The following is a 12,561-nucleotide window of genomic DNA, read 5'->3' as shown; positions in this document are numbered from 1 at the left end:
CTCCGGGGTGCCCGCCCCGGCGCTCAGCCGAGGCGGGGTGCGTCCGCGCCTTCCCCCGAGTCCTCCGGCGCGCCCTCGGCCGCCGGCGTCTCGCCCGTCAGGTCCCGGACGAGCAGCGTGGCGCCGGCCACAGCGCCCGGCATGACGAACACGGCGACGAGCGGCACCAGGAAGAGCAGGGTCAGCGGCACGCCGAAGCCCAGCGCGAGGAGCTTGCGGGAGCGCAGCAGCCGGAGCCGTTCGCGCAGCGGGACGCCGCGGCGCTGGAGGGCGACGGCGGTGAGCTCCTCGGTGAGGAAGAAGCCGGAGACGCAGAAGCCGATCGCGGGGACGACGGTCTGCCCGGCGATCGGCACGAAGCCGAGGGCGAAGAGCAGGACGCCCCAGAGGGCGACGCGGAAGAGGACCGCGAGGCTCTCGCGGGCGGAGATCCACAGTTCCCGCCAGAGCGGCAGCCCGGACTCCGGGGCCGTGCCGCCCTCGGCCAGGTCGACCCGCTCGGACAGCTCCTCGTAGAAGGGCTGGCCGACCAGCAGGGTCACGGCGGTGAAGGAGATCAGCGCGAGCAGCATGCTGCCGCCGAAGAACAGCGTGGTGAGGGCGCCGCGGAAGATCCCGGGCCAGGGCGAGGCCCAGTCGTCGGCGAAGGGGGTGGCCCAGGCGACGACGTCGTCCGCCCAGAAGATGAGGGCGACGAGAGCGGCCGCGTAGCCGACGAGCGTGACCAGGCCCGGGAGCAGCCCGAACCCCCACTGCCGCCGGTTGCGCCCCACCCACCGCTGGCCTTTCGCCAGGTAGGTCATGCCCGTCATGAGATCTCGCATGGCCGGAAGGGTATCCGCCGGCCGCGGGGGCCGGTCGCCGGGTACGCGGACGGGCCGCCGCCCCGCACGCCGGGCGGCGTGGGGGCGGCGGCCCGCTCGGGGTGCCGTCAGGCGACGGTCAGCGCGACCTCGATGTTGCCGCGGGTGGCGTTCGAGTACGGGCAGACCTGGTGGGCCTTCTCGACGAGCGCGAGGGCGGTCTCGCGGTCGACGTTCGGGATGCTGGCCGAGAGGGCGACCTTGATGCCGAAGCCGCCGTTCGGGAGCTTGCCGAGGCCGACCTCGGCGGTGACGGTCGAGCCGGAGATGTCGGCCTTCTCCTGGCGGGCGACGACGCCGAGGGCGCCCTGGAAGCAGGCGCTGTAACCGGCGGCGAAGAGCTGCTCGGGGTTGGTGCCGGCGCCGCTGCCGCCGAGCTCCTTCGGCGGGTTGACGACGACGTCGAGCTTGCCGTCGTCGCTGGCGACGCGGCCGTCACGGCCGTTCTCGGCGGTGGCGACGGCGGTGTAGAGGACCTCGATGGGCTGGACGCTCATGGGAGGGGGCTCCTTGGCTGGTGGGGGGGGAGGGATGCGGTGGCGGGAGCGTCACGCGGGAAGGGAGACGATCATCTTTCCGGTGTTCTCGCCGCGCAGCAGTCCCAGGAAGGCGTCGAGTGTGTTCTCGATGCCCTCGACGGTGGTCTCGCGGTACTTGATCTCGCCCGAGCGCACCCAGGCCCCGACCTCCTCCACGAACTGCTGCTGGAGGTGGCGGTGGTCGGCGACGAGCAGGCCCTCGATGCGCAGCCGCTTGGCGATGACGGCGATGAGGTTGCGCGGCGCCGGGTTGGGCTCGGTCGCGTTGTACTGCGCGATCATGCCGCAGACCGCGATGCGGCCGTGGACGTTCAGGGAGCTGATGGCGGCTTCGAGGTGCTCGCCGCCGACGTTGTCGAAGTAGACGTCGATGCCGTCGGGGGCCGCCTCCTTCAGCTGCTCGGCGACCGGGCCGTCCTTGTAGTTGAAGGCGGCGTCGAAGCCGTACTCCTCCACCAGGAGCTTCACCTTCTCGGCGGAGCCGGCGCTGCCGATGACGCGCGAGGCGCCCTTGAGCTTGGCGATCTGGCCGACGAGGCCACCGACCGCGCCCGCGGCGCCGGACACGAAGACGACGTCGCCCTCCTTCAGGGAGGCGACCTCCAGCAGGCCGGCGTAAGCGGTCAGGCCCGGCATGCCCAGCACGCCGAGGTAGGCGGGCAGGGGGGCGACGGCCTCGTCGACCTTGACGGCCGCCTTGGCGTCGACCACGGCGTACTCGCGCCAGCCGAGGCCGTGCAGGGCGTGGTCGCCGACCTGGAAGGCGTCGGAGCGGGAGGCGACGACCTCGCCGACCGCGCCGCCCAGCATCGGCTCGCCGAGCTCGTACGGCGGGACGTACGACTTCACGTCGTTCATCCGGCCGCGCATGTACGGGTCGACCGACAGGTGGACGTTGCGCACGAGGATCTGGCCCTCGCCGGGCTCAGGGATCTCCGTCTCGCGCAGTGCGAAGTCCTCGGGCTTCGGCCAGCCGTGCGGGCGGGCGACAAGGTGCCATTCACGGCCGGTGGTGGGCGTTGCGGGCATGGAACGCTGCCTCCTCGATATTTCAGGAACTGAAACAACCATGCGCCTCGATATTTCATGTTGTCAAGCAAAGAGGTAGCCTGAAGTCATGACCCCTCGAACCGACGCCCTGAGCCGTGAAGTGGTCGAACTCATCGCGACCGTCGTGGCGCGCTACCACGAGGAGTACGAGGAGGCCGCCGCCAAGCACTCGCTGACCGGCGCCCAGGCGAAGGTGCTGGCCCTGCTCACGCTGGAGCCGATGCCGATGCGCCGCATCGCCCAGAAGCTGAAGTGCGAGCCGTCCAACGTCACCGGCATCGTCGACCGCCTGGAGTCCCGTGGCCTGGTCGAGCGCCGCCCGGACCCCGACGACCGCCGCGTGAAGCTCGCGGCGGCGACCCCGGAGGGCCGCGTCACGGCCGCCCGCCTCCGCGAGTCCCTGGACTTCGCCCGCGAGCCGCTGGGCGGCCTCTCGACGGAGGAGCGGACGGCGCTGCGGGACCTGCTGAAGCGGATGCTGGGCGGCAGCGCGTAGGCGCGTCCGCGCCTGAACGGGGGGGGATCCCCCCCCGCCCGGGGCCTGGAGCGCCGGGAGCGGAGGCGCTCGCCCGGCCCGGGCGGAAACCGCCGCCCAGCGGGGACGGCCGGCCTCGGCGGAGTCCGGCCCGGCCGGGCCGCCGGCACACGACGCCTCCCGGCGGCGGCCGGAAGGCGCCTCCAGCCACTGCCGAGCGCACCAAGGGGGCCGGGGGCCTCCCCGGTCCGGGAAGGGGCGGGCAGGGGAAGAAAACCCCAGGTCACCCCACCCGCAGCTGCCCCGCCCGCACCACCGTCCCCAGCCGCGGCATGTCCAGCGTCACCGACGCCCGGTGCTCCTCCGCCGTCAGCGCGCTCATCGCGTCCTCCACGAACACCAGCTCGTACCCGTGGTCCGCCGCCGCCCGCGCCGTCGACTCCACGCCCAGGTTCGTCGAGACCCCGCCGAGGACGAGCGTCCGCACCCCCGCTCGCGCAGCCGCGCGTCCAGGTCCGTGCCGTGGAACGCCCCCACGGTCCCCTTGACGACCTCGATGTCGCCCGGCTCGGACACCCCGGCCGGCAGCCCGCTGCCGGGCGGCTGCTCCGCCACCCCGGGCCGCTCGACCCGCACGACCACGACGGGCGCCCCGGCCTTCCGGAAGGACCGCGCCAAGTCACCGGCGGTACGGACCACTTCGTCCCCGCCGTACGGCGCGAGGGGCAGCGCGACGACGCGCTCCATCAGGTCGATCAGTACCAGGGCGGTGCGGCGCGGGTCGATTTCCGTCATGGCCAGACGGTACCGGCCGGGCCGGGACCGCGGGGGGCCGGTGGATCACCGGACGGCTGACGGCGGGTAAAGCTTGCGCGACGCGGCGGTGAGGACACGGGGGCGGCATGTCCCGTGCCCGGCCCGGGAGTTCGTCAGCGGCGCACCAGCCGGTCCGCCGAACGCGCCGCGAAGAACAGCAGACCCGCCGTCAGCAGCGCCGCCACGGCGGCGACACCGCCCGTGCCCGCCGCGTCGGGCCGGTGCGGCACGGCGCCCAGGGCGAGCGCGAGACCGCCGACGGTCACCAGCGGCCCGGCGGCGTACCAGGCGAGGAAGATCAGCACCCCCGGGTCACCGACGGGCGTGCTCACGCCCGTGAACATCAGGCTCGTACGGGCCGGGCCCCGGCACGCCGCGAAGACCGCCGCCGCGGCGGACGGCACCGCGCACACGGGCCACAGCAGGAGCGCCCAGGGCGCGCCCGCCACCGCGAACGGCACGGCGGCCACCAGGGCCAGCAGGGCGCCCGTCAGGGCCGGTACGACCGCGTGCTGGAGCATCAGCGTCCGCAGCCGGAACGGCGACCAGGCGGCGCGCCGCACGTCGTCCGTCTCCAGCCGGGCGGGCTCGGCGAGGGCGCCCACGGCCACGTAGCCGAGGAGCAGGGCGACGACCGTGCACAGGTCCCGCCGGCCGCCGGCCGGTTCCGCGCCGAGGGCGGCCGCGGCCGTGGCGCAGACCGTCCACATCAGGGCCTTCGCGAGTCGGCCGGGCGCGCGCAGCAGCGCCAGCGCGTCCCGCCAGACCACCACGAGGTACGTGGAGCGCGGCGCGGGCAGCCGGACCCGGTGGACGCGGCCGGAGCCGGTCGCGTCGAGCAGCGCGAGCCTGGCGGCCCTCAGCTCCACGGTCCACATCACGGACGACACGGTCTGCGCGGTCGCCGCCCGCCTGCGCAGCTGCGCGGTCGGCACCCGGCCCGCGTCCCGGTGCCCCAGGACGAGGCCGCCGGCGGTGAGCAGGACGAGCGCGGCGAGGGCGGGCCACCGGCCGGGCGCGGCACCCCCGGCCGCGGCGACCACCGGCTGGGCCGCCCATCCCCACGGCCCCGACCACAGTTCGACCCGCTCCAGGAGGACGGACCGGTGCCCGCGCACGGCGAGGGCGGTCTGCGCGGCGAGCAGCATCAGGACAAGGACGGCGAGGGGCGTGCAGCGGCGTACGCGCGCGGCGAGGGCGGCCCGGCGCTCGACGGCCGTGCCCACGGCGACGGCGAGCAGCGGCAGGCAGAGCGCCGCGGGGAGGAGGGCGAGCAGCGCGGACCCCAGCGGTGCCAGGCCCGTCACCCGCAGCGCGACGGCTCCGCCGGCCGCCACGAGCAGCCCGGGGACGACGGCGAGCCCGGCCGACAGCCGGAACCACGGCCGCAGCACCCGCTCCCGGCGCACGGGCTGGGCGAGCAGCCACCCCACGGACGGCGCGGGCACGACGACGGGCCCGCGCCACAGCGCGTCGCGGGCGGCGAGCACCGCGAGAGCGGCCGTGATCAGGGTGAAGAGGGCGGGCAGCGCGCGCTGGAGGTCCGCACCGACCCCGCTGTAGTCGGCGCCGAGCTCGACGCGGCGCAGGAAGTGGAAGGCGTAGCCGCTGCCGTAGCCGACGACGGCGAGGAGGAGGGTGTAGACGACGACGGCGAGGTCGCGGCCCTTCTGCCGGCGGTGGGCGCGGCGCTTGCCGCGCAGCCAGCGGAGGGTCTCGGGGGTGCGGTCGTCGTCCTCGACGGTCCAGGTGGGGTCGTGGAGAGCGGGGTCGTGGAGAGCGGGGTCGTGGTCGGTGGGGTCGTGGTCGGTGGGGTCGTCGCCGGTGGGGTCGTCGCCGGTCCCGGGTGCGGCGGGGGCGGCGCGGTGTGCGCGCCCGGAACCGGACGCCGGCCCGTCCGCCGGCTCGGCCCGCGCCCCGGCCACGGAGCCGTCCGCCGCCCCGGCTTCCGGCCCGACCACGGACCCGCCGGCAGTCCCGGCTTCCGACCCGACCACGGACCCGTCCGCCGCCCCGGCCACCGCCTCCGTCCCCTCCCCCTTCCCCCTCATCCGCGCGGCTCCAGCCGCTCCAGGACCTCCGCCGGCGGCCCCTCGGCCACCACCCGGCCGTCCTCCAGCGCGATCATCCGGTCCGCGACCGCCTCGGCGAGGTCCGCCTGGTGGGTGGCGAGCAGGACCGCCACACCGTCCTCCTTCTCGCCGGTCAGCAGTTCGGCGAGGCGGACCCGGGCATCGGGGTCGAGGCGCTGTTCGGGCTCGTCCAGGACGAGGAGGTCACGGGGGCGTACGAGCGCGGCGGCCAGCAGCAGCGACTGGAGCTGGCCGGAGGAGAGCGAACCGGGCAGCGCGCGGGCGTGGTCGGACAGGCGGCGGTCGGCGAGGACGTGGTCGATCCACTCCTGCGCGTCGTCCACCGCGTGGGCGACGGTGACCAGTTCGAGGTGCTCGCGCACGGTCAGGTCGGGGTACATGGCCACGGTGTCGCCGACGACGGCCACCCTGGCCCGTACCTCCGGGTCGTCCTCGGAGACCGGGCGGCCGGCGAAGAGGGCGCTGCCGGTGGTCGGGGTGTCACGGCCGCTCGCGATGCGCAGCAGCGTGGACTTGCCGGAGCCGTTGTGGCCGAAGAGGGCCGTGCAGGTGCCGGGTTCGAGGTCGAGGTCGAGGGGGTGCAGCGCGTGCCGCTCCCCGTAGACGCGGCCGACCCCGCGCAGGCGGAGGAGCGGCGGGGTGGTCGGGGTCGCGGCGGGGTCGCCCTGCGCGGCCATCGGGCCTCCGTATGTGGTGATCTTGACGTGCCCGACCCTAACGAACCGGGGCGAACATACGTTCAGGGGCAAGGTGGGTGCGGGGCTGTCCGGTTCTCGCCCCTGCCCTCGCCCGGCCCGCCCGACGGCGGGTCCGGGGCGTGCCGATGCGCGACGATGGCACGCATGAGCGCAGCGCCCGACCCCTTGTCCGGGTCCACCCCTGTCTCCGGACCCCTGTGGTTCCAGCTCGTCCTGCTGCGGCGGATGGCCGACCACCACCCGGAGCTGGTCGAGGACGCCCTGCGCGAGCTGGGCGTCGACCGCACGACGATGCGGGAGGCGAACCGGCGCTGGCAGGCCATGGTGCGCTCGCCGAAGAGCCGTGGTGCCAGTACGCGCTACCGCTCGGTGCTCGGCCCGCCGGAGACCACGGGCGAGCGGCGCGTGGGCGACCTGACCTTCGACGCGGCGACGTGGCGCGTGCCGCTCTGGCCCGACCTGCGCTTCGAGGTCCTCTCGGCACCCGGCGGCGCCGTCTGGAACGAATGGCTGATCCGCGCCCCGGACGCCCCCGCGCCCACCCTCCGCACGGTCGAGGACCTGCGCCCGTGGTCGTGCACGGTCGACGAGGTGGCCCGGGCGTTCGCACCGGCCCGGCCGATGGAGGGGACGGCGCCGACGCGGTGGGGGCTGGGGTTCTCGGGACCGTCCGCGGGTGGGGGGCGGGGGGATTATGTGGCGGAGTTCACGTGGGGGTTGTTGCAGCGGGTGCGGGGGGTGTAGCGGGGGTCGGGTACGGCGGGGGTGCGGGTGGGGTGCCGCTGCGCGGGGCTTTTTCCCCACCCCGCCCCTTCCCGGAACTGGGGCTCCGCCCCGGACCCCGGTCCTCAAACTCCCCCAGCTACCGCTGGGAGGTGCCCCCGGACGGGCTGATTTCAGCCCGTCCGGCGTTTGAGGACACCGCGCGGAGCGCGGAACGGGGGCCCGGGGGCTTGCCCCCGGTTCCGGGAAGGGGCGGGGTGGGGAAAGGCCCCGCGCAGCGGCACCCCACCCGCACCCTGCCCCCGCCCCCGCCCACCCCCCTCCTCCTTTAGGCCGAGGACAAACTGGCCGTTTACCCGAAGCGCACCCCCACCCCCCTCCCTAGCGTGGAACCCGCCCACCCCGCCCCCACCCCGGACGGCCCCCATGCGCACCAAACCCCTCGCCATCCCCTTCCTCCTCGCCCTCGCAACCCTCACAGCCCTCACCGCCTGCTCCCTCACCGGCCGAACCACCGGCACCGGCGAAGCCAGCGGCACCCCCGCCTCCGCCGAGGAGCCGTCCCGGGTGTCGATCCCGTCCATCGGGGTGGACAGCGCCCTGCTGCGCCTCGGGCTGAACAGTGACGACACCGTGCAGGTGCCGCCGCCGGAGAAGGGCATGACGGCGGGCTGGTACACCGGCGGCGCCACGCCGGGGACGCCCGGGGCGGCCGTGATCATCGGGCACAACGACACCCGCGAGGGAAAAGCCGTCTTCCACGACCTGGGGAAGGTCGGCAAGGGGGCGGCCGTGAACGTGAAGCGGGGTGACGGGGAGGTGCTGCACTTCACCGTGACGGGCACCGAGAAGGTCGGGAAGGACGCCTTCCCGACGCGGAAGGTCTACGGGGAGACCTCCGAACGGGCGCTGCGCCTGGTCACCTGCGCGGGCGAGCTGGACGCGGACGGCCACCCGGTGGAGAACCTGATCGTCTACGCGACCCTGAAGCCGTGAGGCGCGGCCGCGGAGGCCGTACACACGGCCGAGGCCGGTGGGACACCCGAAGGTGTCCCACCGGCCTCGGTGCGAACGGACGCGGACCGGCTCAGACGAGCTCGGCCGTCAGCGTGATCGTCGTGCCCGTCAGCGCCTGGCTGACCGGGCAGTTCTTCTTGGCGTCCTCGGCCGCGGCGGCGAAGCCCTCGGCGTCCAGGCCCGGGACCTCGGCGCGGACGGTGAGGTGGATGCCGGTGATGCCCTCGCCGGGCTGGAAGGTGACGTCGGCCTTGGTCTCCAGGCGGGTGGGCGGCGTGCCGGCGCCGGCCAGGCCGTGCGAGAGCGCCATGGAGTAGCAGCTGGAGTGGGCGCCCGCGATCAGCTCCTCGGGGCTGGTCTTGCCGTTGGCCTGCTCGGCGCGGGAGGGCCAGGAGACCGGCTGGGAGCCGATGCCGGACGAGTCGAAGGTGACGGTGCCGCTGCCCTTGAGCAGGTCACCTTCCCAGACGGTGTGCGCGGTGCGGGTCGTGGCCACGAGGACATCCCTCCATCGGAAAGAAATTGATCATATGAAGACCGCGGGCGGTCGGGCTACCGCCCCCGATCATCGGTCCGGCACCGCCCGGGGCCCGGTTCCGACACGCTCGGCGCGGGCCCATGACACAGCGGGCCGGACCAAGGGCGGCGGCGTCAGGCCGAGGGCAGGTTCCAGGCGACGAGCGCCGGGCGTCCGTGCTCGGTGCCGATCCGGCTCACCGTAGCGGTGTCGAGCCGGAAAAGGGCCCCGGCGGTGGGCGGCAACCCGAGTCTGCGGGCCGTCAGGACCCGCAGGAAGTGGGCGTGGGCCACCAGGACGACATCCGGGCCGTCCGGCTCCGCCAGCCAGGGGGCGATCCGGGCCAGCACCCGGTCGGCGCGGGCACCGACCTGGGCGGCCGTCTCCCCCGGGTGCCCGGCGTCCCCGGGGACGACGCCGTCGTCCCACAGGTACCAGCCGGGGCGGGTGCGGTGGATCTCGTCGGTGCTGACGCCCTCGTAGCCGCCGTAGTCCCACTCCCGCAGGTCGGGGTCGGGCCGCGGGTCGAGGCCCGCCAGTTCGGCGGTGCGCAGGGCGCGCTTCAGCGGGCTCGCGAGCACCGGCCCGACCGTGCGCCCGGCGAGCAGCGGCCGGAGCGCCTCGGCCTGCTTCTCGCCGTGTTCGGTCAGCGGGATGTCGGTGAGCCCGGTGTGCCGTCCGGAACGGCTCCACTCGGTCTCCCCGTGCCGGATCAGGAGCAGCTCACTCACCGGCGGACTGCGCCTTCTCCTGCTCCTGGGCCACGGAGGCGCGCACCTCGTCCATGTCGAGGTCGCGGGCCTGCCGGATGACGTCCTCCAGCGCGGCCTCGGGGAGGGCGCCGGGCTGGGCGAAGACCGCGATGTTGTCCCGCACGATCATCAGCGTCGGGATCGACTGGATCTGGAACGCGGACGCCAGCTCGGGCTGGGCCTCGGTGTCGACCTTGGCGAAGACCAGGTCGTCGTGGCGCTCGGCGGCACCCTCGTAGACCGGCGCGAACTGCCGGCACGGGCCGCACCACGCGGCCCAGAAGTCGATGAGCACGAACCCGTTGCCGGAGACGATCTCGTCGAAGTTGTCCTTGGTGAGCTCCACCGTGCTGCTGCTCATGTGCGGCTACCTGCTTCCGGTCTCGTGGCATCGAGTGGCCCAGCAGCGGCAACAGGCCGCCACCGGGACGTATTCCTCCAAGCCCGGCACCTGCCCACGACCGCCGGTTTCAGTACAGACTCCCGTACGACTCTCCGTACGACTTCGGGGGCGGCCGCGGGCCACCGTGCGCCGCGCCCGGGCTCCCGTGCCCCGAAAGCACGAAACCCCGGCCGGTCGAAACCGGGCGGGGCACCGAAGACGCAGGTTGCATCGTTTCTGCACTGACGTCGCGTGAGTGGGGCGGGTGGGACTCGAACCCACGGCCGACGGATTATGAGTCCGCTGCTCTAACCGGCTGAGCTACCGCCCCGTTCACGGCGCGTCGCGCACATCTGTGCGCGCCGTCTGCCGCAGCATAGCCGCTCATACGATCTGCTGCCCCTGAGGGTCCGCATTGCGTGACCGACCTGACCATGAGGACTTCGATCACGACCGGATGGTTCCCTCCGGGTACGAAAAAAGGACCCCTTCCGGGGTCCTTCTTCGTTTGCTCCTCCGACTGGACTCGAACCAGTAACCTGCCGGTTAACAGCCGGCTGCTCTGCCAATTGAGCTACAGAGGATCGCGCTCCCCCGACTGGACTCGAACCAGTAACCTGCCGATTAACAGTCGGCTGCTCTGCCAATTGAGCTACAGGGGATTGCTGCGGTTGCCTCGAATGCACTGTCGACCGGGGTTCCGGGCGGCGTGCGCTCGCTGCGACACATACATTAGCGCAAGCAGGGGGGTGCTCCGCCAATCGGTGCCCCGGGAGTGACCTTCGCACCCGGCGGGTAGGCGCGGAGCACAGCCCGCCGGCCCCCGCGATGACGTGTGGGGCACGAGGGATCCGAGGGAAGGGTGGAGCGCGATGCGCTACCGGCTGACGTTCATCATCGGAGCAGCCGTCGGGTACGTACTCGGCGCGCGGGCCGGCCGTGAGCGGTACGAGCAGTTGCGCAAGGGGGCGCAGCGGGTCGCCCAGAACCCGGCGGTGCGCAATACGGCGGAGTCCGCCGCGCAGAACGGCCGGGCCCTCGCCTCCCGGGCCCTCGACCGGGTCGGCGACCGGCTGCCGGGCCCGGTGAGCGAGCGGGTCCGCTCGCTGCGCGAACAGCGCGCGGCCACCGAGGACGACTGGGGGACGAGCAACACCTGACCGGTGACGGCCGGCCGGGCGGAGTTTGGCATCATCACCGCATGGGCATAGTCGCCGGACTGGACAGTTCCACCGAGAGCACACGGATCGTCGTCTGCGACGCGGACACGGGGGCCGTGCTCCGGCAGGGGTACGCCCCGCACCCCACGACCTCCGAGGGTGATCCGCAGGCGTGGCTGATGTCACTGGGCGAGGCCGCCGCCGGAGGGCTGCTGGAGGGCGTCCAGGCCATCGGCGTCTCGGCGCAGCAGCAGGGCATGCTGACGCTGGACGCGGGCGGGGTGCTCGTCCGGCCGGCCCTGCTGGGCAACGACAAGCGGATGCAGCCCGCCGCCGCCGACCTCACCGACGCGCTGGGCGGCCGGGCCGCGTGGGCGCAGGCCGTGGGGTCGGTGCCGCAGGCCGGGCAGACGGTGGCCAAGCTGCGCTGGCTGGCGCGGAACGAGCCGGAGGCGGCGCGCCGCACGGCGGCCGTGCTCCAGCCGCACGACTGGCTGGTGTGGCAGCTGCTGGGCCGGCCCGCGCGGCGCACGACGGACCGCGGCGACGCCTCCGCGACGGGCTACTGGTCGGCGGCGACCGGCTCCTGGCGGCCGGACCTGGTGGAGCTGGCGCTGGGCCGCCAGGTGACGCTGCCGGACGTGCTGGCGCCCGCCGAGCCCGCCGGGCACACCCCGGAGGGCCTGCTGATCTCCGCCGGCACGGGCGAGACGATGGCGGCGGCCTTCGGGCTCGGCGTCGGCCTCGGCGACGCGGTGGTCTCGCTCGGGGCCTCCGGTTCGGTCTTCGCCGTGCACCACGAGGCGCTCGTGGACCCCACCGGCACCATCACCTCCTTCGCCGACGCGACCGGCATGCACCTGCCCGTGGTGCACACGCTGAACGCCGTGCGGGTGCTGCGCGGCACGGCGGAGCTGCTGGGCACGGACCTGGCGGGCCTGTCGGAGCTGGCGCTGCGGTCCTCGCCCGGGGCGTACGGGCTGGTGCTGCTGCCGTATCTGGAAGGCGAGCGGACCCCGAACCTGCCGCACACGGCGGGCACCCTGGCCGGGCTGCGGCGCGAGAGCATGAAGCCGGAGCATCTGGCGCGGGCGGCCTTCGAGGGCATGCTGTGCGGCCTCACGGACGCGCTGGACGTGCTGCGCTCGCGCGGCGTCCAGGTGCGCCGGGTGTTCCTGCTGGGCGCCGCCGCGGAGCTGCCGGCCGTGCAGGCGGTGGCTCCGCAGCTGTTCGGCGCGCAGGTCGTCGTCCCGCAGCCCGCGGACTACGCGGCGCTGGGCGCGGCCCGGCAGGCGGCCTGGGCGCTCGGGGTGCAGCACGGGACGCTGTCCCCGCAGCAGCCCCCGCTGTGGCCCGCGGGCGCCGGCCAGGTCTTCGAGCCGGGCGAGGACCTGCCGGTGGGCCAGGCGGTCCGGCAGCAGTACACGACGGTGCGCGAGCAGACCCACCCCGGGGCGTTCCAGTAACCTCCCGCGG

Annotated in this window: 13 protein-coding genes, 3 tRNA genes and 1 pseudogene; 5 read left to right on the top strand and 12 right to left on the bottom strand. The window is 74.4% G+C overall.

Going from position 1 to position 12,561, the window contains the following annotated elements:
- Positions 1-23 precede the first annotated feature (23 nt).
- The 3 genes from SMD11_RS23120 to SMD11_RS23110 all read right to left on the bottom strand — a co-directional run bounded on the left by SMD11_RS23120 (position 24) and on the right by SMD11_RS23110 (position 2,431).
- Positions 24-824 (bottom strand): EI24 domain-containing protein, encoded by an 801-nt coding sequence (locus tag SMD11_RS23120; protein WP_087928252.1) that lies wholly within the window; start codon positions 822-824, stop codon positions 24-26.
- A 107-nt stretch (positions 825-931) separates the two neighbouring features.
- Positions 932-1,360 (bottom strand): organic hydroperoxide resistance protein, encoded by a 429-nt coding sequence (locus SMD11_RS23115; RefSeq protein WP_087928251.1) that lies wholly within the window; start codon positions 1,358-1,360, stop codon positions 932-934.
- Between the two features lie 51 nt (positions 1,361-1,411).
- A complete protein-coding gene (locus SMD11_RS23110) occupies positions 1,412-2,431 on the bottom strand; it encodes an NADP-dependent oxidoreductase (protein ID WP_087928250.1) in 1,020 nt (339 codons plus the stop codon).
- Between the two features lie 88 nt (positions 2,432-2,519).
- Between SMD11_RS23110 and SMD11_RS23105 the strand changes: the two genes are divergently transcribed.
- Positions 2,520-2,948: a MarR family winged helix-turn-helix transcriptional regulator gene (locus SMD11_RS23105; RefSeq protein WP_087928249.1), complete on the top strand. Its 429-nt coding sequence runs from the start codon at positions 2,520-2,522 to the stop codon at positions 2,946-2,948.
- Between the two features lie 262 nt (positions 2,949-3,210).
- On the opposite strand, the pseudogene SMD11_RS23100 reads toward SMD11_RS23105, so the two are convergent.
- The 3 genes and pseudogenes from SMD11_RS23100 to SMD11_RS23090 all read right to left on the bottom strand — a co-directional run bounded on the left by SMD11_RS23100 (position 3,211) and on the right by SMD11_RS23090 (position 6,513).
- Positions 3,211-3,722, bottom strand: a pseudogene (locus SMD11_RS23100) (isochorismatase family protein).
- A 134-nt stretch (positions 3,723-3,856) separates the two neighbouring features.
- Positions 3,857-5,794, bottom strand: a complete 1,938-nt coding sequence (locus SMD11_RS23095; protein WP_159395348.1) for a DUF6297 family protein — start codon at positions 5,792-5,794, stop codon at positions 3,857-3,859.
- Entirely contained in the window at positions 5,791-6,513 is a 723-nt protein-coding gene (locus SMD11_RS23090; protein WP_087928247.1) for an ABC transporter ATP-binding protein, read from the bottom strand. The genes SMD11_RS23095 and SMD11_RS23090 overlap by 4 nt, the downstream gene beginning before the upstream one ends.
- 165 nt (positions 6,514-6,678) lie before the next feature.
- Here SMD11_RS23090 and SMD11_RS23085 point away from each other — a divergent pair, with 165 nt between their 5' ends.
- The gene (locus SMD11_RS23085; protein WP_087928246.1) at positions 6,679-7,278 is read left to right on the top strand and encodes a hypothetical protein; all 600 of its coding nucleotides are present in this window, start codon (positions 6,679-6,681) and stop codon (positions 7,276-7,278) included.
- A gap of 405 nt (positions 7,279-7,683) precedes the next feature.
- Positions 7,684-8,253, top strand: a complete 570-nt coding sequence (locus tag SMD11_RS23080) for a class F sortase (protein WP_087928245.1) — start codon at positions 7,684-7,686, stop codon at positions 8,251-8,253.
- Between the two features lie 91 nt (positions 8,254-8,344).
- On the opposite strand, the gene SMD11_RS23075 is transcribed toward SMD11_RS23080, so the two are convergent.
- The 6 genes from SMD11_RS23075 to SMD11_RS23050 all read right to left on the bottom strand — a co-directional run bounded on the left by SMD11_RS23075 (position 8,345) and on the right by SMD11_RS23050 (position 10,587).
- The gene (locus tag SMD11_RS23075) at positions 8,345-8,770 is read right to left on the bottom strand and encodes an OsmC family protein (RefSeq protein WP_087928244.1); all 426 of its coding nucleotides are present in this window, start codon (positions 8,768-8,770) and stop codon (positions 8,345-8,347) included.
- Between the two features lie 155 nt (positions 8,771-8,925).
- Positions 8,926-9,522 carry a histidine phosphatase family protein gene (locus SMD11_RS23070; protein WP_087928243.1) on the bottom strand — a complete coding sequence of 199 codons (597 nt, stop codon included), beginning with the start codon at positions 9,520-9,522 and terminating at the stop codon, positions 8,926-8,928.
- The gene (gene trxA, locus SMD11_RS23065) at positions 9,515-9,904 is read right to left on the bottom strand and encodes a thioredoxin (RefSeq protein ID WP_087928242.1); all 390 of its coding nucleotides are present in this window, start codon (positions 9,902-9,904) and stop codon (positions 9,515-9,517) included. Before trxA ends, SMD11_RS23070 begins: the two co-directional genes overlap by 8 nt.
- A gap of 278 nt (positions 9,905-10,182) precedes the next feature.
- Positions 10,183-10,256, bottom strand: a tRNA-Ile gene (locus SMD11_RS23060).
- A gap of 180 nt (positions 10,257-10,436) precedes the next feature.
- A tRNA-Asn gene (locus SMD11_RS23055) sits at positions 10,437-10,509 on the bottom strand.
- A 5-nt stretch (positions 10,510-10,514) separates the two neighbouring features.
- A tRNA-Asn gene (locus SMD11_RS23050) sits at positions 10,515-10,587 on the bottom strand.
- A 210-nt stretch (positions 10,588-10,797) separates the two neighbouring features.
- On the opposite strand from SMD11_RS23050, the gene SMD11_RS23045 reads away from it, so the two are divergent.
- Both SMD11_RS23045 and SMD11_RS23040 read left to right on the top strand, forming a co-directional pair.
- The gene (locus SMD11_RS23045) at positions 10,798-11,085 is read left to right on the top strand and encodes a hypothetical protein (protein WP_087928241.1); all 288 of its coding nucleotides are present in this window, start codon (positions 10,798-10,800) and stop codon (positions 11,083-11,085) included.
- A 41-nt stretch (positions 11,086-11,126) separates the two neighbouring features.
- Positions 11,127-12,551: an FGGY family carbohydrate kinase gene (locus SMD11_RS23040; RefSeq protein WP_087928240.1), complete on the top strand. Its 1,425-nt coding sequence runs from the start codon at positions 11,127-11,129 to the stop codon at positions 12,549-12,551.
- The last annotated feature ends 10 nt before the right edge of the window (positions 12,552-12,561 follow it).

The organism is Streptomyces albireticuli, from assembly GCF_002192455.1.
Taxonomy (GTDB): domain Bacteria; phylum Actinomycetota; class Actinomycetes; order Streptomycetales; family Streptomycetaceae; genus Streptomyces; species Streptomyces albireticuli_B.
Note: the sequence above shows the minus strand (reverse complement) of the source record. Positions and strands in the feature narration are given on the sequence as shown.